This is a genomic window from Spirillospora sp. NPDC047418 (assembly GCF_040643275.1).
In the GTDB taxonomy this organism is placed as follows: Bacteria; Actinomycetota; Actinomycetes; order Streptosporangiales; family Streptosporangiaceae; genus Spirillospora.
Window position 1 is genome coordinate 1 of sequence record NZ_JBEYTW010000127.1, and the last position, 23,467, is coordinate 23,467.

Annotated in this window: 18 protein-coding genes and 1 pseudogene; 6 read left to right on the plus strand and 13 right to left on the minus strand. The window is 72.7% G+C overall.

Annotated elements, in window-relative coordinates; all coding sequences use genetic code 11:
- Positions 1-136 precede the first annotated feature (136 nt).
- Positions 137-1,255, minus strand: a complete 1,119-nt coding sequence (locus ABZ806_RS41215; protein ID WP_500224247.1) for a hypothetical protein — start codon at positions 1,253-1,255, stop codon at positions 137-139.
- A 221-nt stretch (positions 1,256-1,476) separates the two neighbouring features.
- Between ABZ806_RS41215 and ABZ806_RS41220 the strand changes: the two genes are divergently transcribed.
- Positions 1,477-1,890: a hypothetical protein gene (locus tag ABZ806_RS41220; RefSeq protein WP_500224249.1), complete on the plus strand. Its 414-nt coding sequence runs from the start codon at positions 1,477-1,479 to the stop codon at positions 1,888-1,890.
- Positions 1,891-1,958: 68 nt separating this feature from the next.
- On the opposite strand, the gene ABZ806_RS41225 is transcribed toward ABZ806_RS41220, so the two are convergent.
- Positions 1,959-3,068, minus strand: a complete 1,110-nt coding sequence (locus ABZ806_RS41225) for an NAD(P)H-dependent flavin oxidoreductase (RefSeq protein ID WP_500224251.1) — start codon at positions 3,066-3,068, stop codon at positions 1,959-1,961.
- 351 nt (positions 3,069-3,419) lie between these two features.
- Positions 3,420-4,556 carry a cell envelope lipid trafficking protein PgfA gene (pgfA, locus tag ABZ806_RS41230; protein ID WP_500224252.1) on the minus strand — a complete coding sequence of 379 codons (1,137 nt, stop codon included), beginning with the start codon at positions 4,554-4,556 and terminating at the stop codon, positions 3,420-3,422.
- Positions 4,557-4,941: 385 nt separating this feature from the next.
- Here pgfA and ABZ806_RS41235 point away from each other — a divergent pair, with 385 nt between their 5' ends.
- Both ABZ806_RS41235 and ABZ806_RS41240 read left to right on the plus strand, forming a co-directional pair.
- Complete coding sequence (locus ABZ806_RS41235) at positions 4,942-5,643, plus strand: class I SAM-dependent methyltransferase (RefSeq protein ID WP_500224253.1); 702 nt, start codon at positions 4,942-4,944, stop codon at positions 5,641-5,643.
- Positions 5,640-6,863: an acyltransferase family protein gene (locus tag ABZ806_RS41240; RefSeq protein ID WP_500224254.1), complete on the plus strand. Its 1,224-nt coding sequence runs from the start codon at positions 5,640-5,642 to the stop codon at positions 6,861-6,863. Before ABZ806_RS41235 ends, ABZ806_RS41240 begins: the two co-directional genes overlap by 4 nt.
- 1,060 nt (positions 6,864-7,923) lie before the next feature.
- On the opposite strand, the pseudogene ABZ806_RS41245 reads toward ABZ806_RS41240, so the two are convergent.
- The 9 genes and pseudogenes from ABZ806_RS41245 to ABZ806_RS41285 form a co-directional block, all read right to left on the minus strand.
- A pseudogene (locus ABZ806_RS41245) lies at positions 7,924-11,133 on the minus strand (alpha-(1->3)-arabinofuranosyltransferase domain-containing protein); the annotation flags it as partial.
- A 37-nt stretch (positions 11,134-11,170) separates the two neighbouring features.
- Positions 11,171-12,331 (minus strand): glycosyltransferase family 4 protein, encoded by a 1,161-nt coding sequence (locus ABZ806_RS41250; protein ID WP_500224255.1) that lies wholly within the window; start codon positions 12,329-12,331, stop codon positions 11,171-11,173.
- Positions 12,328-13,188, minus strand: coding sequence for a glycosyltransferase (locus ABZ806_RS41255; protein WP_500224257.1), 861 nt, complete (start codon positions 13,186-13,188; stop codon positions 12,328-12,330). Before ABZ806_RS41255 ends, ABZ806_RS41250 begins: the two co-directional genes overlap by 4 nt.
- A gap of 13 nt (positions 13,189-13,201) precedes the next feature.
- Positions 13,202-13,333: a hypothetical protein gene (locus ABZ806_RS41260; RefSeq protein WP_275406839.1), complete on the minus strand. Its 132-nt coding sequence runs from the start codon at positions 13,331-13,333 to the stop codon at positions 13,202-13,204.
- On the minus strand, positions 13,333-15,039 hold the full coding sequence (locus ABZ806_RS41265) for an MmpA family trehalose lipid delivery protein (protein WP_500224258.1): 1,707 nt from the start codon (positions 15,037-15,039) through the stop codon (positions 13,333-13,335). Before ABZ806_RS41265 ends, ABZ806_RS41260 begins: the two co-directional genes overlap by 1 nt.
- A gap of 78 nt (positions 15,040-15,117) precedes the next feature.
- Positions 15,118-17,247, minus strand: a complete 2,130-nt coding sequence (locus tag ABZ806_RS41270) for an acyl-CoA dehydrogenase family protein (RefSeq protein ID WP_500224259.1) — start codon at positions 17,245-17,247, stop codon at positions 15,118-15,120.
- 66 nt (positions 17,248-17,313) lie between these two features.
- The gene (locus ABZ806_RS41275; protein ID WP_500224260.1) at positions 17,314-18,603 is read right to left on the minus strand and encodes a hypothetical protein; all 1,290 of its coding nucleotides are present in this window, start codon (positions 18,601-18,603) and stop codon (positions 17,314-17,316) included.
- 75 nt (positions 18,604-18,678) lie between these two features.
- The gene (locus tag ABZ806_RS41280; protein WP_500224261.1) at positions 18,679-19,506 is read right to left on the minus strand and encodes an EI24 domain-containing protein; all 828 of its coding nucleotides are present in this window, start codon (positions 19,504-19,506) and stop codon (positions 18,679-18,681) included.
- Positions 19,507-19,517: 11 nt separating this feature from the next.
- A complete protein-coding gene (locus ABZ806_RS41285) occupies positions 19,518-20,384 on the minus strand; it encodes an SDR family NAD(P)-dependent oxidoreductase (RefSeq protein ID WP_500224263.1) in 867 nt (288 codons plus the stop codon).
- Positions 20,385-20,478: 94 nt separating this feature from the next.
- Between ABZ806_RS41285 and ABZ806_RS41290 the strand changes: the two genes are divergently transcribed.
- The 3 genes from ABZ806_RS41290 to ABZ806_RS41300 all read left to right on the plus strand — a co-directional run bounded on the left by ABZ806_RS41290 (position 20,479) and on the right by ABZ806_RS41300 (position 22,311).
- The gene (locus ABZ806_RS41290; RefSeq protein ID WP_500224266.1) at positions 20,479-21,345 is read left to right on the plus strand and encodes a TIGR03619 family F420-dependent LLM class oxidoreductase; all 867 of its coding nucleotides are present in this window, start codon (positions 20,479-20,481) and stop codon (positions 21,343-21,345) included.
- Positions 21,342-21,797 carry a nuclear transport factor 2 family protein gene (locus tag ABZ806_RS41295; RefSeq protein WP_500224268.1) on the plus strand — a complete coding sequence of 152 codons (456 nt, stop codon included), beginning with the start codon at positions 21,342-21,344 and terminating at the stop codon, positions 21,795-21,797. The genes ABZ806_RS41290 and ABZ806_RS41295 overlap by 4 nt, the downstream gene beginning before the upstream one ends.
- Positions 21,798-21,888: 91 nt before the next feature.
- Positions 21,889-22,311 (plus strand): YybH family protein, encoded by a 423-nt coding sequence (locus tag ABZ806_RS41300; RefSeq protein ID WP_500224270.1) that lies wholly within the window; start codon positions 21,889-21,891, stop codon positions 22,309-22,311.
- A 5-nt stretch (positions 22,312-22,316) separates the two neighbouring features.
- Here ABZ806_RS41300 and ABZ806_RS41305 read toward each other — a convergent pair whose 3' ends face one another.
- A complete protein-coding gene (locus ABZ806_RS41305) occupies positions 22,317-23,165 on the minus strand; it encodes a peptidoglycan recognition protein family protein (RefSeq protein ID WP_500224271.1) in 849 nt (282 codons plus the stop codon).
- Positions 23,166-23,467 lie beyond the last annotated feature (302 nt).

The window sequence follows — 23,467 nt, forward strand, 5'->3', positions numbered from 1 at the left end:
TCTGCTTTGCCACCCCCCCACAACATCTTAACCCCCCCACCCCACACCCAGTATATTCGCGGTTTCAGCCCCCGGGCGGGGTCTGGGCGGCCCCCGCCCGCCGCGACGGCGGCGACCGGGCCCGTTCACATCACCGTCAGTTGCTGTGCCAGTGCGCCAGGTCGGCGTACCGGGTCGCATCGGTGCTGGTATAGCCGACGGACCACACGGTGGTCGTGCCCGCGCGGACGGCTATGGCCGAGGACCTGGCCGTCGTCCCGGCGGGCTGGGTCAGGGTCTCCTCTGACCAGATGCCCGCGGCGGTGCGGTGGCGCATGGTGCTACCGCCCGACACGACCCAGATGCCGCCCGCCCCGTCCGAGGCGACCTGGGTGAGGCTGGTACCGGGATCTCCGAGGTCGGTGCTCCACTTGGTGCCGTCCCAGTGCGCCAGCAGCGACCGGGAGACCGCCTTGCCCGTGTCGTCCGCCACCCGTACGGTGCCGACCGCCCACACGTCGTTGCCGGAGGTCGCGTACACGTCGTGCAGGGTCGACGCGACCTCACCCCGGACGAGGCCGTCGATCGCGGGGAACGGGACATCGGTCCACGCTGTACCGTTCCAGTGCGCGGTGGCGGGCTGTCCGGCCGCCCAGCCGACGGCCCACGCGCTGGTGGGCGAGACGGCCGCGAGCGCGCGCGGCTTGATGTCGATGGGGGTGTCGGCCCAGGCCGTGCCGTTCCAGTACTTGGCCGCCAGGGCACTGACCGCCCACGTGCTCGCGGGGCCGGCGGTGGCGATGTCGGTGGGCTGGAAGCTCAGCGGCGTCTTGGCCACGGTCCAGGCCGTGCCGTTCCAGCGCAGCAGGGCGTGCGAGTCTCCCGAGGTGTTGAGTTGGGCCGCCACCCACAGGTTCGACCCCGAGGTAGCCGAGACGGCGTTGAAGCGATACGCGGCGACCGACGCGGGCAGCGCCACGTCGCTCCAGGTGCTGCCGCTCAGCCGCTGGAGGATCGGCTTGTACACCGGGGACTTCTGCCGGCCCCCGACGGCCCACATGGTGCCGTCGGGAGTCGAGGCGACATCGCTGAGGGTACTGCCGGTGTCGGCCTTGGGGGTGCCCTGGACGAGCGGCCACGTCGCGGCGGTGGCCGCGACGGACGAGGCCCCTCGCTGCTCGTCCCCGTCCATCGCGGTGAACCCGGCCGTCACGACCAGCGCGCCCAGTGCGACGGTCGTCCCGGTGGCCACGGCCAGCTTGCTACGTGCTCTCAATCGATGTCCACTTCACTCGAAATGATCTTGCTTTCGGATGAACGTAGCAGGCCGGATGCCCGTTCGCCGGGACTTGATGATCTTTGTCGGACGGTGCCCCACATCCGTGGCCGTGGACAGGAGGCGGGGTAACGGCCATCCGAAAAGGGGGGTCGGGTTTGTGAAGTTTCGTGCGTGGCACCGCTTGGGGCGAAGCGAGTCGCGAAGGGACTGAGCAGGCCATGGCCTTGCACATGGGACGCAGGCGGAGCACGACTGCGGAGGAGGCGCCCCCGCGCCGCCTGCCGTGGCCGCGGCGAAGCGCGGACACCGGCGATGCCGCGAAGACCGTGGTGGTCGAGCGGAAGCCGCGGCGGTGGCGCCGCGGACCGAACCCGGTCAGCGCGATGATCATGGCGGCGGGCTGGGCGGCGGCCGCGATCCTCGCCCTCGGGATGCTGCTGACCTGGGGCGACGCGAACCCGGGCAACTCCCTGGTGGACGCGACGCTCGACGCGGCCCGGTGGCTCGCCACGCCGTTCCAGGACGCCTTCACGCGGACCGACCCCGAAGAGCAGCTCTACATCAACTGGACCATCGCCGCCGCCGTCTACTACGTCCTCGCGCGCGCCCTCTCCTGGATGACGCGCTTCTGAGCGGTGACAGTGCAAGGCCCCGGGGCGCCTGAGGGGAGGGCGCCGCCGGGGCCTCTTACCGGGAAACGTCAGGCGTCGGTGATCGTGTTGAGTCGTTCGAGGGCCTCGACGTACTCCTCGATCAGGTCGTAGACGACCTGGGCGGCCGGCTTGACCTGGTTCATCGAGCCGACGATCTGGCCCACCGGGAAGGTGACCAGCTCGCCGTCGCCGGACCGCTGGATCCGCGGCAGGGCGTCCGCGATCAGCATGAACTGCAGCGGCATCGGCAGGTAGCCGGGCGACTTCTCGCTCTCCCACGCCTCCGTCCACGCGGTCTTGAGGAAGCGCGCGGGCTTGCCCGTCCAGGCCCGCGACCGGACGGTGTCGCGCGAGGTGGCGTTGAGCAGCTTCGGCAGCGCCCGCTCGGGGGTGTCGGCCTCGTCGACGGTCAGCCAGATGGAGCCCGTCCACACGCCGTCCGCGCCGAGCGCCATGCCCGCCGCCATCTGCCGGCCGCGCCCGATGCCGCCCGCCGCGAGCACGATGGTGTCCTCGCCGACGGCGTCCACGACCTCGGGGATCAGCACCATCGTCGACACGTCGCCCGTGTGGCCGCCGGCCTCGGTGCCCTGCGCGACGATGATGTCCACGCCGACCTCGACCTGCTTGCGCGCATGCCGCGCGTTGGACGCGAGCCCCGCGACCTTGACGCCGTGCTCGTGGGCCTGCTCGACGACGTCCGCCGGGGGCGGGCCGAGCGCGTTCGCCAGCAGCGCGATCGGGTGCTTCAGCGCCACCTCGACCTGCGGCCGGGCGGTCTGGTCCGTCCAGCCGAGCAGCGCCTTGGTCGCCGTGTCGCTGGACGGCTCGACGCCGTGCTCGGCGAGCAGCTCCTCTAGGAATTTCCGGTTCTCGGCCGGGATCATCCCCTGCAGCTTGCCGAGCATCTCCTCGGCGTCGCCGAGGTCGGCGCCCTCGTACTTGGCGGGCATGACCACGTCCACGCCGTAGGGCTTGCCGCCGACATGCTCGTCGATCCACTTGAGCTCGAGCTCGAGCTCCTCGGGGGTGAAGTGCAGGGCGCCGAGGACGCCCATGCCGCCGGCGCGGCTCACCGCCGCGACCACGTCGCGGCAGTGACTGAACGCAAAGATCGGGTACTCGATGCCGAATAGTTCGGTGACTCGTGTCCGCACAGCCTCGACCCTAAGCGCGCTCCCGCAAAACTGCAACAGGTTCTACTTACAAATCTCGACCCAGCCGCACAAGCCCACCGGACCCTCAACGAGACTAGAACGCGTATCAGTAACCCACCACGACCACGCGCCCCCCGCACACCCCCGGGCCAGGCCCGAACCGCCACCCCACCCCCGCCCCAAAGCCGCACCCACCCACGAAGAAGCCCCACACCCGGCCGTGTGCAGGCCGTTGTTGCGGCGCGGGCGGCCTCGTGTGGGGCGTTGCCATGGTCAGGCCACACGGTCCGCGTGACTTGCGGGGTGACCACCGGTGGCGCGTCGTGACGGCGGGATTGGGGGGCGCGGGGGTCAGCGGCGTTTGGAGGGGCCGGTGGCCTTGCGGCGTTGGCGTTGGCTGGTGGGGGCCGGGCGGCGGGCGGGCGGCGGGGCGGGGGGTGGCTGGGGGGCGGGCGGGCCCGCCGCCGGGGCCGGGGTCGGGGGCTTGGGTGGGGCGGGCGGGGCCATGTCGCCGAACTTGCCGTCGGGGCGGCGAGGCGTCTCGATGGGCGGCGGCTCGCGCCGGGCCAGGCCGAGGTAACCGCCGACGAACAGCAGGATCAGGCCCAGGAAGATGGCGCCGGCGGGGAGGTAGCTGCGCACCATGTCGATCTGCAGCGCCTTGCCGTTCGACATGTCGACCATGGCCTTCTGGTCCTTGTCGACGCTGACCAGGTCGGCCTGGGCGACGATCATCCGGCCCTTGCCGTCCGCCGTCTGGACGGTGCTGCGGATGTTCTTGCGGTGCTTCACCGGGATGCCGGTGCGGGGGTCGACCCAGACGGTGTTGTAGGCCTCGGTGTAACGGTCCACCTTCTGGTTGCCGGCGTCCTCGGGCAGGCCCAGCATCTTGGCGGGCAGCTTCGTGTCGAGCGCGGCCGTCTTCGTCAGCGGGATCGTCTGGGTGAACCGGTAGGTGGTGAGCCCGTGCACCTTCTCGACGTCGCCGAACACCATCGGCGCCGACTGCTTGGTCGTCGTGTCGAAGAACGGGTAGTCGCGCTTCTGCACGTTCCCGAGCGGGAACAGCAGCCCGTACCCTGCCATCCGGACGGCGTTGTCGCCGTCCACGTTGACGCCGCAGCAGTTGACCAGGACGCTCGTCCGCCGGTCGAAGGCGATCCGGAAGCCCTGGATCTGGACGGGCTTGTCCGGCTTGGCCTGGTCGTAGATGTTGGTCGTGGAGTCCCAGACGGCGATGTCGTTGTCGCCCTCGTTGGCGCGGACGTCACCGCGGACGGTGTTCTTCGCCATCAGGGTGACGCCGGTCTTCAGCTTCAGGTCGGCCTGGTCGAAGTACGTGGCGTCCTTCGACTCCAGCATCGTCACCTGGTACTGGTTCAGCGGCGCGACGATCACCTGGTCGGCCACGTAGAAGCGGACCAGCGGCGCGAGCGCCAGGAAGAAGGCCCCCAGGCCGATCAGGACAAGGCCGACCGGTCGCCGCATGAACACCTCCGGGACTGCCGTCGTCATCATCAACGGCCGAGAGGCCGGGTCCGGCATGTCCGAAGTACCCTACAGGACCTCTCAAACCGCCAGTCCAATAAGACCAGCGCTGCCAGGCTAGGCCCCGACCCTCACCGCAGTGCGCGACGGCGGCCCCCTTGTTCGGTGGAGATCTGTCCGCGCGTTAGTACTGGCCGGTAAGCTCCCCGTTACCCCGGCGTCCCCCCATGTGAGGTGATCAGTGACCTCGGCGGCACACGACCAGTCGGCCGCGCGCGGCGAGGCCGGGCGCGATGGGGCTGTTGGACCTCGTGCGGTGGACGCGGCGAACGGACGGGGTGGGTGGCCGGCCCTGCCGCGGCATTGTGCGACGTTGGCGCGGTCCGTGCGGTTGCTCAGTGCGTTCCGGCGGGAGCGGAGTGAGCCGGAGTACTTCTACGACCTGATGGCGCGGGACACCGTCGCGCAACTCGGGTCGTACGCCGATCTGCGGGGTGCGACCGTCATCGACGTGGGGACGGGGTTCGGGTTCTTCGCGCGGGCGCTGGCCGATGCCGGGGCGCGCTGCACGGGGATCGACCATGATCACGCGGAGCTGACCGCGCACGGCGAGCGCACGTCGAACCAGCTCGTCGCCAGTGCCCTGGCGCTGCCGTTCCGGACGGGGGCCGCCGACGTGTGCTTCTCGTCCAACGTCCTGGAGCACGTCCCCGACCCGTGGCGGATGGCCGACGAGATGGTGCGGGTCACGAGGCCCGCTGGGACGGTCTTCCTGTCGTTCACCAACTGGCTGTCCCCGTGGGGCGGGCACGAGACCTCGCCGTGGCACTACCTGGGCGGCGACCGGGCGGCGCGCTGGTACGAGCGGCGGACCGGGCGTCCGCCGAAGAACCTGTTCGGCCGCAACCTGCATCCCGTGTCGGTCGCGTCGGCACTGGCGTGGGCCCGGCGGCGCGATGACGTGCGGGTCCTGGACGCCGTGCCGCGCTACCACCCGCGCTGGGCGGAGGGCGTGGTCCGTGTGCCCGGGCTGCGGGAGGTCGCGACGTGGAACCTCGTCCTGGTGCTGCGGAAGAAGGAACGGTGAGCAGGCCGGCGCCGCCGCCGATCTCCGGCCACCAGGACACGCTCGATGGGCTGCGTGCCGTGGCCGCGCTCGCGGTCCTGGTCTTCCACGTCGCGAGCGCGGCGGGGTCCATCACCAACCCGGACGGGCCGCGGTGGCTGTACAACGGCGGACAGGTCGGCGTGCCGATCTTCTTCACGCTGTCCGGGCTGCTGCTCTACCGCCCGTGGGCGGCGGCCGCCCTGGACGGCAGGGCCGGGCCGCGCACGTCCACCTACCTGCGCAAACGCGTGTTCCGCATCATGCCCGCCTACTGGGCCGTGATCGTCGCCTTCATGGTCACGGCGGGCCGGGAGCACATCGGCGACCCCGGCACATGGATCTCGCTGCTCACGCTCACGCAGACCTATCTGCCCGACATGTGGTGGAACGGCGACCTGGGGCCGGCGGAGCTCGGGCAGTGCTGGAGCCTCGTCGTCGAGGTCGGCTGGTACGTCACGCTGCCGTTCACAGCGGCGGCCCTCGCCTGGTACGCGCGCCGGGTGCGGACCCATGACGTGGGCGTCCGGGCCCGGCGGCTGCTGATCGGCATCGGCGTCTACGCGTCGCTGTCGTTCCCCTGGTCGGCCCTCATGTTCGTCCCGGAACGGCACACGCAGATGGGCTTGTGGCTTCCGCGGTACTTCGTCTGGTTCGCGATCGGGATGGCGCTCGCGGTGGTGACGGTGTGGGCGCGGCTGGACGAGCGGCGCCCGGTCGCGGCGCTGTGCCGGGCCGTGTCGGACTCGTGGGCGGCGTGCTGGGCCGCGGCGGCGATGCTGTACGTCGTCGCGGCGACACCGGCGGCCGGGCCGCTCAGCCTCCAGACGCCGGACATGTTCTGGACGGCCACCCTGCACCTCGTCGTGTTCGGGCTGTGCGCGGCGGCGCTGGTGGCGCCGGTCGCGCTGGCACCGGCCGGGCAGCCCGCGCTCGGCGCGATCCTCGGCAACCGGGTGATGCGGTTCCTCGGCCGGATCTCCTACGGCGTGTTCCTGTGGCAGCTGCTGATCATCGTCTTCTGGTACGACGTGACGGACCGGGGTTTCCGGGGGGACGTGCTGACGGATCTGCCGCTGCTGGCGGCGGCGTCCATCGCAGCGGGGACTCTGAGCTACTACCTGGTGGAGTGGCCGGTCCAGCGGCTGACCCGGCGCCCGGACCGGGTCCGCCGGGCCCCTGCCCGGGTGCCGTCCAGCTGAGCGAGATCGACCCGCCCGAGTCGCCGCCGCGCGGCGGTTTCGGCCGCCACAGCTCGACCGCGATCCGGCCGACGACGGCGAGACCGAGCAGCTGGGGCGCGATGTCGCCGAGCGGACCGGACGGGGCGGCCGGGTTGTCGAGCAGGTCCAGCCACATCGCGGCGGCGAGGCAGCCGGTCCCGGCGAGCATGGCGAGCGCGACCGGCCACGGGGACGCGAGCGCGCGCGGCACCGCGGAGCGGCGGGTGCGGGCCCAGCCGCACAGGGCCGCGACGCCGAGGGCGGCGGCGAGGCCGGGCAGCCCGGCGATCCAGCCGCCGAGCGCGGCGGCGAGCCCGAACGCCGCCCACGCGGGCCAGCCCGTCCCGGCGACCGCGCCGCGCGGATCGGGGCGGCGGCGCCCCGGCCGGCCCGGCCACAGCGCGGCGATCAGCAGGACGAGCAGCAGGTTCAGCCCGGCGACGACCACGATCCGCTGGGCCCGGTCGGGCAGGTAGGTCAGCTCGACGACACCGCTGGTGCCTTCGGGGACGAGCCAGCCCTGCTTCCACCCGTCCAGCCGGACGGGCCGCAGCTCGGTGCCGCCGGCGGTCGCCCGCCAGCCGGCGTTGAAGTTCTCGTTCACGGTGAGGAACGAGGCGGTGGCGGCGTCCACCTCCAGCTCGCGGGAACTGGAGCCCCAGCTGACGACCTTGACCTGCTGCGGCGGCCGGGCGGCGGCGTCCGGCCCCGGCTTGGCCCCGACCGTCACGGTGTCGACGCGGTAGGTGTCGAACGGCACCGCCGTCAGGTGGTTCGGGCCCTTGGTGAGCACGGCCCCCTTGCAGGCACTGAACCGGAGCGGCCGCCCGGCGAGCAGATCGCCGAGCGTCCCGGCCGCCTTCGTCTGGACGACCCGTGCCGTGCCGGGGCCGGTCGCGGACGGGGTGACGCGCAGTTTCGGGCCGTAGCCGCAGGGGAGTTCCAGCGGGTAGGCGCGCACGTCCGGGAACGGCTGCACGCCGGGGACGGTCAGCTCGGTGAGCTGCACCGGCTGGGTGCGGCCGTCCTGGAAGAAGGTGATCTTGAGCCGGTCGGTGGTCATCGGCGCGAACGACAGCGTGCCGTCCGCGTCCGACAGGCCCTCGCGGGACTGGCCGTTCGCGCCCTCGACCCGCAGCCGGACCGGGCCCGCCGCGCCGGGCGGACGGGTGGCCGTCACCGTGGACACCCGCTTGCGGCCGTGCCATCGGACGGCGTAGGTGGGTTCCTCGTCGCGTTCGCCCGCGATCCACGACGTCGCCGGGTCGCCGTCGAAACCGGAGCGCGGCTGGTCCGCCGGGTGGCCGGACAGGGTGGAACTGGCGGCGACGGCCGGCTGGCCGTGTACGGCCGTGTACCGGTCGATGAGCTGCCGGTCGGTGAGGACCGCCGTCCCGGTGAGGGGCGCCTTGCCGGTCACCGCCGAGGTGAACGTCCGGTCGAAGCCCCCGCCCTCCTCGTCGCCGGAGCCGAGCGACGGCGAGCACACCCACCGGGCGCTGCCCTTCATGCATTCGCCGGTCGCGCCCGGCACCCGGCTCATCACGAACGTCGCCGGGCCGTCGATCCCGGCGGGGGCGGGCATCGTGTACGTGCGGGTCGGTGTCACGCCGCCGATCGCCACCTCCGCGATCGCCGCACGCGCGAACGCCGGGACGATCGGCTTGGAGGCGAGCGCGGTGACGCGGAGCCGCAGCCAGCGGGTGGGGCCCTCGGGCGCGCGGAGGACCTGCGGGTTCGCGCTCTGCAGGACGTCCTGCTCCAGGCGCCCGTTCTCGGTCTCGACGGCGACGCGCGAGACCGCCGGCCCGAGCGCGGAGTTCTGCACGAGCGTCGCGGTCAGCCGCCGGACGTCGCGGGCCCGGTCGAAGTCGACGCGCAGCCACTGCCCGACCGGCCCGTTCCAGCCGCCGGTCTCCCAGGCCGTCAGCCGGTCGCCGTCGAACGCGGCGTACGGGACCGCCTCGGGTTTGCGCGACTGCGGGATCACGTCGTCGCCGCCCGCCGAGGTGGACGCCGTAACGTCGCGGACACCGCCGCCATAGGTGACGTGGGTCGTGTACTGCTTCCAGCCCTTGTCGAGGACGTCGGTCGCCTCGCCCCGCCGGGCGGAGGACAGCGTCTCGGACGTCTGGTGCAGTTCGCCGAAGTTGCGGTGCAGCAGCCGGGGCGAGTCGGTCACGACCGGTGTACCGCCCAGGTCGGGGGCGTCGTCGTCCAGCAGGACGGGGCCGTCCGGCAGTGCCTTGTCGTCGGCCAGGACGAGCAGCGACTCCGGCCCCCCGTACACGCGGACGGGGTCGGTCGCGGGGGTCAGGTTCGCGACGTCGGCGGCGCCCTCGACCTCGTACACCTCGAGCGGCGGGTACCGCTGGTCGACGTCGGTGACCGCGTCCTCGTTGCCGCCGCCGACGGGCGCGCCGAACGCGGCGACCCTGCGCAGGCCGGGCGAGTCGCCCAGGGCCTGGTGGAGGCGGGCGGGCCAGGCGCCGCGCAGCGTCTCGCGCCGCAGGTCGTTGCGGACCAGGACGTAGCGGACGCCCATCCGGCCGAGGAAGTCGCTCAGCCCCGGCGAGCCCTGCCCGGACCGGACCTGCAGGTCGATGGCGTCCAGCGCCCGCGTGTAGCCGGGCGACCCGGCCGGGACGAGCTGCCGGACGCCCCACCGCGCCGTCAGCAGGGGCTGGACGATGTCGTCCATCGGCCGGCCCCACAGGTACTCGCCGAACGGCGCCCCGGGGACGGCGAGCACGCCCTGCTGACCGGCCCGCGCGTTGATCCACGACGCCGCGTCGCGCCAGTACTTGGGCACCTCCTTGAAGTCGCCGGGCCCGGACAGGCCGTGCGAGGCGGCGGTGAGGCCGATGCCGCCGAGCGCGACGGCGGCGGCGACCGGCAGGCTGAGCAGCGCCCGCGGCGTGATGCCGAACGCCGGGCCGGTCCCGTCGCCGAGGCCGCGGACCCGCGCGGTGCGGGCCCTGCGGTCCCGCAGGGCCCGGCCGGCCGCGGTGAGCAGGTGGGCGAGGCCGAACGCGAGCGGCAGCCGGACGACGGCGTCGAACTTGTGCAGGTTGCGCAGCGGCGCGAGCGGGCCGTCCAGCAGGTCGCGGAGCTGGGCGGCGAACGGGCCCGGGATGTCGCTGATGTGGCCCATCGACACGATCGCGACGCCGGCCAGCAGGGTGAGCAGCAGGAACGTCCGCTCCGGCAGCAGCCGGGCCAGCAGCCCGGCGAGGCCGAGCGCGGCGACGACGCCGGTAAAGATCACCGGGACGGGGCTGAGCGAGAGGCCGTGCCCGACCGGCCACCAGACCTGGCCGTCCACGACCAGGTAGTTGACCCAGCGTTCCGCGCCGCGCAGCACGTTGACCAGGCCGGTCGGCCCGGTCGTCGTCGCGGCCTTCTCGGTGTAGGTCAGCCAGGAGAACCCGTAGGTGCCGGTGAGCAGCAGCGGGGCGAGCCACCAGGCGGTCGCGGCGCCCGCGGCGGCCGACCACCAGGCGAGCATCCGGACGCGGAACGACCCGCGCGGCCGCGTCACGATGTACATGAACGGAACGATGAGGACGGCGATGGTCGCGGTCGCGTTGATCCCGCCGCAGCAGGCGATCGCCAGCCCGGACCGGGCCGCGGCCCGGAGCCGCCCGCCCTCCCCGGACGCCGCGCCGACCAGCGGCAGGACGATCCACGGCAGCAGCGCGACCGGCAGGTACTCCGAGGAGATCTGGCCGAGGGTGGCGAGCCCGTTCGGGGCGAGCGCGTACGCCGCCGCCGCGAACAGCCGGGTCCACTGCCCGTGCCGGTCCTGGGCGGATCCGCCGATGCCGAGCCGCCCGGCGAGCCGCCACGTGCCGAGGAACGCCAGGCACATCAGCAGCGACAGCCAGAACCGCTGGGTGATCCAGGCGGGCATGCCGACCAGGTCGCCGAGCGCGAAGAACGGGCCCATCGGGAACAGGTAGCCGACGGCCTGGTTCTGCAGCTGGCCGAACTGCTCGGGGTCCCACAGGTGGAGGGCGCGGCCGAGGAACCCGAGCGGGTTCACCGCCATGTCGATCTTGGTGTCGGCGAGGATGGCGCCGGGCCGGGTGCCGAACGCGATCGCGGTCAGCGCGAGGCAGCACGCCAGCACGCGCAGCCGCTCCCGCAGCCGCGCGGCCGGGTCCGGCGCGCCGGGCCCGGCGGACCCGCCCGCGGCGGCCCGTCCGGACGCGCCGGCGCGGGACGGGTTCGCCTCTCCCACGGCCATCCTCGCCCTCTGCCCCTCTCCGTAGTCCCCCGGGACGTCAGCCAGGGTGCCCGCCACGGTACCGGCGGCGGCTCGCACCCCGGACGGCCTCGGTGATCAGGTCGCGCATCCGGTCGGCGGTGCGCGCCCAGTCGAACTCTGCCGCCCACCTCTGACATTCCGTGGCCATCCGCTCGCGCAGCGTGGGATCGTCCCGCTCCTTGAGGGCGCGCTCGACGGAATCGGCCAGGTCACCGCCCTCCCGGACGAGCCATCCGGTGGCCCCGTCGCGGACGGCGTCGCGCAGGCCGTCCACGTCGAACGCGACGGTCGGGACGCCCAGCGCCGCGGCCTCGATCACGCTGAGGCCCCAGCCCTCCCCCTGGGACGTGCTGAGATGCAGGTCGGCGCGGGCGACCAGGGCCGCCTTGATGTTCTCGGGGACGTATCCGTGCGCGACGACGACGCCGTCCAGGCCGCGCGCGCCGATGGCGGTCTCCAGCGCGGGCGCTTCAGGCCCGTCCCCCACGATGTGGAGCTTGAGCCCGGGACGGGTGCCGGCGAGGCTCTGCGCGAGGTCGAGAAGCAGGTGAAGCCGCTTGTGCGGGACGAGACGCGTCACGCACACCAGGTCCGGGTGTCCGGCGGGCTCCGAGACCACGCCGCCGGGTTCCGCGACCGACGACCCGTTGTGGACGACGTGGGCGCGCCCCGTCCACCCGAGCCGTTCCCTGACGGCCCGCAGCGTGGACGGCGATACGACCACGAACGCGTGCCGCCGGTACGTCCAGCGGCTCACCGGCCCCTCCAGCACTTGCCCGAGCCAGGCCAGCCACCGGGGGAAGTACAACCCGAACTGGGCGTCGTGTACATGGTGGATCACGCAGAACACCGGTACACGGCGGCGCAGCACCCACGGCGTGAAGAAGGGGATGCCGTTCTGGCAGTCGATGACCGCGTCGAAGCGGCGACGATGACCCAGCATCCACAGCAGGACGAGGGGGTAGACGGTGAATCGTCCGCCGAGGCGCACGAACTCCACGCCGTCGACGCGCTCGGTGCGTTTCTGCCCGGGTGCCCTGCACGTCACGTAGTGGACGCGATCCCCGTGACCGGCGAACCTGCGCGCGAGTTCCCAGGCGTACCGTTCGGCGCCGCCGGCGGAGGGATGCCATGGATCCCTCCAGTTGACGACCGCCAGCCGCAGTCCCCTGCTCATCCCGACTGGGCGCTCGGTGCCACCTGCTCCGCGACGGGCATCGGCACCGGACGCGGCTCAGGGAGCTTCGGCTCGGCGAGGATCGCCCGGACCGGCACGACAGGGATGATCGGCGTCGCCGGAACACCGGGCATACGGAAACCGGCGCGCGCGCGGATCCGCGCGAGGTCCAGCAGGCATTGCAGAGAATGACGCCGGACCGAGAACGTCGACCCCGGACGGTCACGCCAGACCACCGGAATGGCCGTCACGGACGCCCCGCGCCGCACGCAGTGGGCCAGCAGTTCGACGTCGAACGAGAAACCGGTCGTGCGCAGCTGCTCGGCGGCGGCCCGGCCGAGCGATCCGTCGAAGAACTTGAACCCGCACTGGGTGTCCTGGATGCCGCCGACCATGTCGCGGACGACCCGGTTGAACGTGATGGCACCGAGCCGCCTGACCGGCAGCGCGTATCCCTGGACGACCGACCGACCGTGGCGCCTTGACCCGACCACGACCGGGCGGCCCTCGCGCAGCAGGACGATGGCTTCGTCCAGCGCGGCGAGGTCTGTTGCCATATCGGCGTCCATGAACCCCACGTACGGGGCCCGCGTCTCCAGCAGCCCGGCCCGGACCGCCGCCCCCTTGCCCCGGCGCTCGCAGCGGACCAGCCGCACCGGCACCGGGCCGTCCCATGCCTCGACGATGCCGGCCGTCCCGTCGGTGCTGGCGTTGTCGACGACGATGACCTCCGCGCGCAGCGGGAGGCCGGCGAGCTTGTCGCACAGCAGCGCCAGCCCAGCCGGAAGCCGGTCGGCCTCGTTGTAGGCGGGAACGACGATCTCCAGGAGGGCGGGGCCGTCACGCCGGGTCCCCATCAGGGCCTACAGGTCACCGGGAGCCGTAGTTGTACAGCGGTTTGATCACCGGGTCCTGCTGGGAGGCGTTCACCAGCTGGACCGTGCCGAACGACGCTCCGGCGGCGAGCAGAACGCCGACCAACGCGGCGATGGCGATGCGCATCAGGGGGTCCTTCGTCGGTGTTGGGGGCTGCGGGGCTCGATACTGCCGAGTAACGGAAGGCTCAGAGTAGTACCTGAGCCCAGGAATGACCAGAAAACGACCAGACTCATGATGCCCCACGCGATCACGACCGGCGCTGCCGGCACCGTCTCCACGGGCGCCTCAGCGGCCCCATCGATCCGGTAGACGACCAGGTCAGCGCCTCGCAGCACGGGCGTGGCCGCGCCCGACGGACGGACCGAACCGGTCTCCGCGTCGACCACGACGAACCGGATGCCCGCGTCACGGAGCGTCGCGGCCTGCGGCGTCCCCGTCTTCGCGACCGGCGCGAGCCGGACGGCCCTCGGGTCCTCGGGCGGGACGGTGGTGCCGCCCACGGTCACGGCGTCGTCCACGATGACGCGTCGCCGCAGGTAGCGGGGCAGCGGGTCGAGGACACGGCGGCCGTGGTTCCAGGAGTAGCTCCGGTACGACGCCCAGGGCAGGACGAGCACGTCGCCCGGCTCGCGGTCGCCGTCGATGATCTGCCTCGCGCGCGCCCAGTCGTCCGGATACTGGACGGCCCGCAACTCGCCCGCCGCGCCCCACGCGAGCGTCGGCAGCAGGAACACCGGCACGGCCATCGCCGCGGCGGCCACCCCCGGCCACCTCGCCTCGGCGGCCCTGTCGGCGGCGACACCGAGCCCGACCGCGACGACCACGGCGAGCGGCGCCACGTACTGCTGCCCGTCCCGCAGCACGGCGAACCCCGGCCAGAGCCCGATGAGCCCTTCGAGGACGGGGGCGGCGACCGCCCCCAAGGCCGCGACCGCGAACCCGGTCACCGCCGCGATCGCGGCGCCGCGCCACCACACGGGCTCCCGGCACCACCGCCAGTAGGCGGCGAGCGCGACGACCACCACGAGCAGCCAGATCGCCGCGGTCACGGGCGCCCCGTAGCCGGCCGGCACCGTCTCGCCGTTCCACACTCCGCCGAGCAGGAGGAGGCTCCCGAGCGTCCCGAACGGCGTGTCCGCCCTGGCCGCGAACAGGCCGACGGCCGCGCCGTCCCCCGGCAGCCCCGCCGGGCGCAGCACTCCCGGGACCAGCCACGGCAGGCTCAGCACCCCCACGGCCGCCACGACCCGGAGCCCGGCGCGAGCGCGGGCGCCACCGGTCACCAGGGCGACGGTGAGGGCCGTGATCCCGGTGACGGTCAGCGCGGCGAAGCCGCCGATGGCGGCGGGGAGCAGCGTCCGGACGAGCCGGCGCCCGCCGCCGGGCTCGCCCGTCCGGGCGGCGGCCGCCACCACCCACGGCAGGGCCGCGTAGCCGAGCAGCAGCGCCCACTGGCCGAGCAGGAGCCGTTCGGCGACGAACGGGTTCCAGGCGTAGCAGACCCCGGCGGCCAGGCGCGGCAGGAGGCGGCGGGACGGCACCAGCGACGCCGCCGACGTGCACGCCATCACGAAGACCGCCAGCAGGACGAGCTTCTGCGCGGCGTCCGCCGGGACGACGTGGGCGAGCGCGGTGACGAACGCGTCGCTCGGGACGTGCCGGGGCACGATCCCGGTCAGCCCGAACGTCAGGTCCGTGAACGACGGGCCGGGCACGAACACCATGTCGTAGGACAGCACGAACCCCGGCGCGAGCCCCGGCCCCAGTGCCGCGAGCCCGAGCCCCAGCCCGGTCAGTGCGGCAGCGAGATGCCGCGTCCGCTCGTTCAAATGGCCCGCTCTCCCCTGTGAGCCTGGACGCTACCCGACCTGCCGCCCTGCGGTTGCCGGTCAGGGGGACGGCGTCCGCTACCGCCCCGGGTCGGGGTCCCGGGGCAGCCCGAGGATGCGCTCGCCGATCACGTTCAGGTTGACCTCGGTGGTGCCGCCGCCGATGCTCATGGCGCGGGACGCGAGTAGGTACCGGGTCCAGCGGGCGCGCAGGCCGTCCTTCCGGCCGCCGGTCAGCGCGCCCTCCTCGCCGAGGAGCGTGAACCCGAACTCGGTGACCTGCTGGCCGTGCTCCATCGCGACCAGTTTCCGGACGTTCGCCGTCGCGCCCGGGTCGGTGCCCGACAGCTGCTTCAGCGTGGCGCGGAGGCCGAGCAGGTTGAACGAGTGCGCGTCGCAGGCGAGCCGCCCGAGGCCGTCCCGGACGACCGGGTCGCCGTCCAGGCCGAGCGCGGCGGCGAGTTCGAGCAGCTTGGGCAGGTCGCCGCCGAGCTGGAAGCTGCTGGTCAGGCCGACGCGCTCGTTGGCGAGCGTGGTCCGGGCGACCCGCCAGCCGGCGTTGACGGGGCCGACGACGAGCTCGTCCGGGACGAACACGCCGTCCAGGAACACCTCGTTGAACACGGCGTCGCCAGTGCATTCGCGCAGCGGCCGGATCTCGATGCCGGGCGACGTCATGTCGACCAGGAAGTAGGTGATGCCGTCGTGTTTGGGCCGGTCGGGGTCGGTCCGGGCGACGCAGATGCCCCACTGCGCGTCGCGGGCGAGGGACGTCCAGATCTTCTGGCCGGTGATCGTCCAGCCGCCCTCGGCGCGCTCGGCGCGGGTGCGCAGCCCGGCGAGGTCGGAGCCCGCGCCGGGCTCGGAGAACAGCTGGCACCAGATGATCTCGCCGCGCAGCGTCGGCGGCAGGAACCGCTCCCGCTGGTCCGGCGTCCCGTACTGGACCAGTGACGGGACGACCCACGCCCCGATCATCAGCGGCACCGGGCGGACCTTCGCCGCCGTCAGCTCCTGCTGGACGACGATCTGCTCCAGCGGCCCGGCGGCGCGCCCCCACGGCTTCGGCAGGTGCGGCGTCACCCAGCCGCCCTCCGCCATCGCGGCCCGCTGCTGGAGGGGCTCCATCTCGGCCAGTTCGGCGACGCGGGCGCGGACCTCCTCGCGGACGGGCTCGGCGTCCTCGTCCAGCTCGATGCTCATCGGCCGCTGGACGCCCCGCACGGCGAGCGCGGCGACGTCGGCGCGGTGCCCGCCGGCCCGCCCCATGAGCGCGCGGAGCGTCAGGGCCCGCCGGTAGATGAGGTGGGCGTCGTGCTCGTAGGTGTAGCCGATGCCCCCGTGGACCTGGATGTTGCCCTCGGCGCACATGACCGCGGCGTCGGCCGCGAGCGCCGCGGCGACCGCGACGGCGTAGGCACGTTGTTCCTCGGGTTCGTCCAGGGCGCGCGCCGCGTCCCATACGGCGGCCCTGGCGCGCTCCACGGCGATGAGCATCCGGGCGCACTTGTGCTTGATGCCCTGGAACTGGCCGATGGGACGGCCGAACTGCTCGCGGAGCTTGGCGTAGGCGACGGCGTCGTCCAGTGCACGTCCCGCAACGCCGCACGCCTCCGCGCCCAGCAGGACGGTGGCGAAGGCACGTCCGTCCACCTCACCCAGGAAACGCTCCTCTGGGACGGTCACCCGATCGACCGTGACCGCCCCCACCGGACGCGTGATGTCGAGGGACTCCAGCGGCTCCACCGTGACGTCGCCCTTGAAGAGGACGACCCAATCGTCACCGGCGCGGAGCACGAACACGTCCGCCAGCGGCGCGCCCAGCACCGGCTGGATCGTGCCGGAGACGGTGAAGCCGTCCCGCTCCAGGCTGCCCGAGAGCCCGGCCGCCCCCGTCATGGAGCCGTCGGCGAGCCCGCGCACGTCGCCGCCGGCGGCGCTCAGGATCGTCGCCGCCAGCACCGTCGGCGTGTACGGGCCGGGGGCGAGCGCCCGTCCGAGCTCCTCCAGGACGACGGCCTGCTCCACGAGGCCGAACCCGTCGCCGACGGGCTCGGGAAGGTGGACGCCCGGGAAGCCCTGCGCGGCGAGCGCGGGCCAGAACCCGGCGTCCGCCGCCCGCACCTTCTCCGGGGTGATGTTCCGCTCCGCGAACCCGCGCACCGACGCCGCCAGCGCCTCGTGGTCCTCGGTCAGCCCGATCGCCATGGCCACACCTCTCCTCGGGGTGGCCCAGCCTATTAGAACGCTATTCGGTATGTCCTGTCGGGCAGGTCAGGGCACGAGCTTCAGGTGGGTGAAGAACTCGTTCACGTCCGGCCAGCGCTGCTTGTGCGTGTTCGGCATGGACGCGAACACCACCGCCGGGGTCGGCCGGCCCGTGTCGATCACCGCGGTCGCGACGATCTCGCCGGTCGCCCGCACCCCGGTCCGCTGGTAGGTCAGGTAGGACGCGATCAGCCAGCCCTTGCGCCCGCCCACGTGCAGCGCCTGCGACGCCAGCGGCGCCGTCTTGTGCGGGAACGCGTAGTACTGCGCCTCGTAGCTCTGCGCGACGAGGGCGGTGACGTTCTTCACACTGTCCGGACCCTGGTAGGCGCTCTGCATGCCCGGGTGCAGCGTGCCGGTGAGCAGCTGCCCGTACCAGAGCTGCTGGGCGCGCTTCTCGGTGACCAGGATCTGCTGCCCGGACCATCCCGCCGTGCCCAGCTTGTTCTGCTTGGTCGGCACCTGCCAGGGCGCCGCGAGCCGCGGATACGACAGCCCGGAATGGGCGTCGTTCACCCGGCCGAGCATCCGGCTCGGCGTGCCGGGGAACCGCGCGAGCGGCTTGTCCGGCGGAAGCTGTACCTGCGCCGCCTCCGACTGCTCGGCCGCCGCCCGCTGGTCGGCGTTCCCGGCCGGCTCCGCGGAGTCGCCGCCGCTCTTGGTGAAGTAGACGGCACCGGCCGCGACCAGCGCGACGACCAGCAGCCCGACGCCGCCGAACAGCACCAGCCGGGACCGGCCGGCGCCGTCGTCCAGCTCGTCCCGGGACGGTTTCGGGGAGCCGCCGAGCTTGGCGTCGGCGGAGTCCTCGTCCGCCATCCAGTCGGGCATCTGCCAGTTGCCGCTGCTCGGCTTGCCCGGCTTCGCGGGCTGCCCCGACCCGGTCGGGACGGCCGGGACGTAGTTGGACACGCCCCCGCCCTCGCCCGCGCCGCCCTCGTCGAAGAGCGAACCCTCCCACTGGCGCGCGTCGTCCTCGGCCCCGAGCGCCTTCGGGGGGACGGGCGCGACCTTGACGTCATCGGCGTCCCGGTCGTCCGGCTCCGGGGACGGGGCCTCGAACTCGTGCTGCGGCGTCCGCTCGACCCGGCCCCACACGTCGTGCGACGCCTGGTCGTCGCCGTACTCCGGCGAGCCGGTCGGCGCGGGCATGAACACCTCGGGAGCCCCGGGCTCGGGGAAGGCCGCCTGCGGGCCGGTCGCGTTCTCGGCGCCGGAATCGGGCCGGGACTCGTCCCGCGGCTCGCTCTCGCTCATCTCGGTCCAGCGCACACCGCGCTCCCCCTGATCGGACATGCGGCACACGTTACGCGAAGATCCGTACTGGACATCCCGCGCGCAATCACGCTCAGGACACGACTTCCTATCGCATCAGTGATGCCGCGTCATGCCCTCGCCACCCACCGCGACCAGCGGGTCGTCCGCGAGGCGCTCACGCGCCATGAGCGTGGCCCCGGCGACCGCGCCGGGCATCGCCAGCACCGCGCCCAGGGGAATGAGGAACACCACAAAAGTCGCGGTGCCGAACCCGACCACCAGCGGCCGGTCCGCCCTCATCCGCGCGAACCGCTCCTTGCGCAGGATCCCGCGCCGCTCCAGCGCGACCGACGACAGCTCGCCGGCGAGGAAGTAGCCGGACACGAGCGCCGCGACCACGGGGACGACCGTCTGCCCCACCACGGGCAGGAACCCGCAGGCGAAGAACACGACCGCGAACCCCAGCGCGATCGCCCCGATGATCAGCGTGTCCTTGATCGCCCGCCCGATCTGGACGAGCAGCGGGACGTCCGGCTCCGGCGGCGCGCCGCCCTGCGACTCCTCCACCCGGACCGCGATGGCCTCGTAGAACGGGTCCCCGACCAGCAGCGTCACCGCGGTGAACGTGATCAGCGCCAGGAACAGCGCGGACCCGTAGATCGCGATCCCGGCGACGACCCGCGCGGACCTGCGCGCCGCGTCCGCCCAGCCGTCGGCGAACTGCGTCACCCACCCGGCGAGGTCGTCGATCTCCATGGCCAGGAAGACCAGCCCGGTCACGTACACGGCGAGGACGATCAGCGCCGGGATCAGCCCGAACAGCCACTGCGCCGGATGCCGCGCCATCCACCCGATGCCGCGCAGCAGATAGCCGGCGCCGCCGAACAAGTCCTTGACCGCGGACGGCTTCGCGGGCGCCTGCGGGATGTGCGGTTGGCTCACGCACCCAGACCCTATAGGGCCGGGAGCCCCACAAGCCGGGCCGAACGCTCCCAGACCGCCCGGCCGAGCTCCGGATCCTTCAGCGGCCCCGCGGTCGGCAGCAGGCCGGCCCCCGGCGTCGAGCTGTAGAAGCCGCCGCTGCGGCCCTCGAACTCCGCGTCCAGCGCGAGCCGCAGCACCGGCCGCGCCCCCTGCGCCGGCGTCCGCACGAACGGGGTGTGCGACAGCAGCGCCCCGGCCCGTCCGCTGCCCGGCACGTTCCGCAGCAGCCCCGTCGCGACGACGCCGGGGCAGACCGCGTTGACGGTGACGCCGCTGCCCTCCATGCGCCGCGCGAGCTCCCGCGCGAACAGGATGTTCAGCAGCTTGGACCGCCCGTAGACCCGCATCGACTCCAGCGGCCCGTAGGACCCGGGCTCCGCGAGCCGCGCCACCTCGAACCGGCCTGCCTGCCGGTGCGCCTCCGACGCCACGACCACCACCCGCGACGGCGCGCCCTTCTCCAGCAGGCCGAGCAGCAGGTTCGTCAGCAGGAACGGCGCGAGATGGTTCGTCGCGATCATGCGGTCGTACCCGTCGGCGCTGACCTTGGCCCGCGTCAGGTGCACGCCCGCGTTGTCGACCAGCACGTCCAGGCGGTCGAACCGCTCCACCAGCGAGGCCGCGACCCGGCGGACGTCCTGCTGCACCGACAGGTCCCCGAGGAACGTCTCGACCCGGGCGCCCGGCACGTCCCGGAGCAGGTCCTCGACGGTCGCGGCGGCCCGCATCTCGTTCCGGCAGACGAGCCCCACCAGGAACCCGGCCCGCGCCAGCCCCCGCGCGATCTCCTTCCCGATCCCGGACGTCCCCCCGGTGACAATCGCGACACGGCCCATCCCTCCACCGAACCACCCCGCCCCACCCCCGGCAACACAACCCCCACCGCCACGCCCCCTGGCCCTGGACTAGAACGCGTTCTAGTATCTGGGCATGAGGTTCACCTACGCCGAGGCGATGACCGATCCGTCGTTCTACGCGCCGCTGGCCAAGGCCGCCGAGGACGCCGGCTACACGAGCATGTCGATCGCCGACTCCGTGGTGTATCCGAAGGAGTCGGACTCGACCTACCCCTACACCGCGGACGGCAACAGGGAGTTCCTGGAGGACAAGCCCTTCATCGAGACGTTCATCCTCATCGCGGCCCTGGGCGCGGTGACCACGACGCTGCGTTTCACGCCCTTCGTCCTGAAGCTTCCGATCCGTCCGCCCGTGCTGGTCGCGAAGCAGGCGATGTCCATCGCGTGCATGACGGGCGGCAGGCTCGGCCTCGGTGTGGGCCTCAGCCCGTGGCCGGAGGACTTCCAGGTGATGGGCGCCCCGTGGGAGCGGCGCGGCAAGCGGATGGACGAGGCGATCGACATCATCCGCGGCCTCGGCACCGGGGACTTCTTCGAGTTCCACGGCGAGCACTTCGACATCCCGGCGATCAAGATGACGCCGGCCCGCCCGTTCCCGATCCTCGTCGGCGGGCACAGCGAGCCGGCCCTGCGCCGCGCGGTCGTCCGCGGGGACGGCTGGATGCACGCGGGCGGCGACGACCTGGACGCCCTGCTGGCCAGGCTGAACGACATCCGCAAGGAGGAGGGCAAGGAGGGCGGCCCGTTCGAGGTCCACGTGATCTCCATGGACGCCTACACGCCCGACGGCGTCAAGCGCCTGGCGGACAAGGGCGTCACCGACGTGATCGTCGGCTTCCGGTCGCCCTACGCCAAGGGCCCCGACACCCAGCCCCTCGCCAAGAAGATCGAGCACCTCGAACGCTTCGCCGAATCGGTCATCGCCAAGGTGGGAACATGAAACAGGAACACGTTACAGACGCCATCGCGTGGAACGCCTCCACGGCCGACCACCCGGCCCGCCGCGCGGGCCGCGCCTCCATGGAGGCCGTGATCGAGGGCCGCAAACAGGACTGGCTGCGCCTCTTCGCCCCCGACGCCCTGATCGAGGACCCGGTGGGCCCGTCGTTCCTCGACCCCACCGGCAACGGCCACCGCGGCCCCGAGGGCATCGAGGCGTTCTGGGACAACTTCATCTCGACCATCGCCGGTTTCCGCTTCGCCGTGGCCGACTCGTTCGCCAACGGTCCCTGCTGCGCCAACGTGGCCACGATCACCACGACGACGCCGGACGGCTCCACCATGACGATCGACTGCGTCCTGATCTACACGGTGAACGAGACCGGCCAGATCACGTCCCTGCGAGCCCACTGGGAACCCGACCGCGCCATGGCCACCCTCACCCACCCCTGACCGGACGGCCCGGGACCTCACATTTCGGTCGGCTGCCTCGTCATACCAGTGAGAGCAGTGCAGGTCCCGATCCGAAGGGAAGGCGCGTGAGATGAGCGAAACCGAGATCAGGGGGCGGCTCGACAGGATCGTCGAAGGGATCCGGGCCAAGGATCTCGACGGTCTCAGGCAGGTCTACGCGGAGGACGTCGTCTCCTTCGACGTCGAGCCGCCGCTGCAGCATGTCGGGATAGCGGCGAAGATGAACAACTGGGCGAAGGTGTTCACGCTCTTCGACGAGGTGGCCTATGAGCTGCGCGACGTGGCGGTCACCGTGGGCGGCGACGTCGCGTTCGGGCACGGGTTCGGACGGCTCAGCGGCAGGCTCGGCAACGGTACGGCGACCGAGGGCATATGGGTCCGGGCCACTTTCTGTTTCCGCAGGATCGACGGTGAATGGCGGATCGTCCACGACCAGGCGTCCGTGCCGTTCGACATGCCGAGCGGCAGAGGAGTGACCGATCTGCGGCCTTGAGCCGGTCACGCGTCCTTACCGGCCGCGAGCCGCGCGGCCAGCGCCTCGGCGACCTGCGCGCCGATGTCGCGCGGGATCGCCGCGGCGATCCGCTCCGGGGTGAGCTCCGCCAGGACGGCGGCGGCGATGGCGTCCTCGTCCACGTCCGCCGGGTCCTGTGCGAGCAGCCGCGCGGCCAGCGCCTTCGTCTCGACCGCCCGGCCGTAGGTCTCCCGGAGCACGTTCTTGGCCTGCATCAGGTCTCTGGAGGATCCGGGAGGCCCGTCGAGCGCGAGGTTCCACACGGCGGCCGCGACCTTCTCCACGTCCTTGTCGGTCAGGGGCATGTCGTCTCCCTCGATGAGCCGGGCGACGTCCGCCCGGAACGCGTTCATGCTGATCGAGTGCGGGTCGGGCTTCTGGGTGTTGACCTCCTTGTGGCCCTTCACCCGCGAGGCCGGCAGCCCGAACTCCGCGCACAGCTCGGCGCACAGCCGCTTGTAGGCGTCGAGCTGGACGTCCGGCCAGGGCTGCCTGCCGTCGTTCTCCGCCTCGATCCCGAGCGAATTGCTGTTCGTGTGGTTCGCGCTCGTGCTGGGCGCGTTGTGCCAGCACCGCCCGGCCGCGATCACGTAGACCCGCCCGGACCGCCCGAGCCCGAACTGCGACAGGGGCCCGTCCAGCCCCGGCCGCCCGTCCCGGACGACCCCCAGCGACGGGTAGTCACCACCACCGGACGCACCGGCCGTGTGATGGCAGACGATCCCGCGCACATACGGCTGCGGCCCATGGCCGCGCGACTTCCACCCGGACACCTCGGTGACGGGGTAACCGGTACGCCGCGCGACCGCGGCGAGCTGCGTCAGGTACGGCACGACCGTCCTCCCAGTACGACGCCGAAGCCGAGCATCGTACCGACTCCCTTACCACCGACAAACATGACTACCGAGACAGACACCCGAAGGCTGACAACAAAAAACGGCCGCCTGCATCGCAGACGGCCGCTCACTACAGGCCAAACCCCGGGCCGAACAACAACCTGAACCGGGAGGGGGCGTGGGGGCGGAGCCCCCACACCGGGGGTCCGGGGGGCGCCCCCCCGGCCAAAGACAAATGAGTGGCGGTGGGGGGGGGCCGCCCACACACCACACCCAACGCGGTTTTGGGGCGAGGTGGA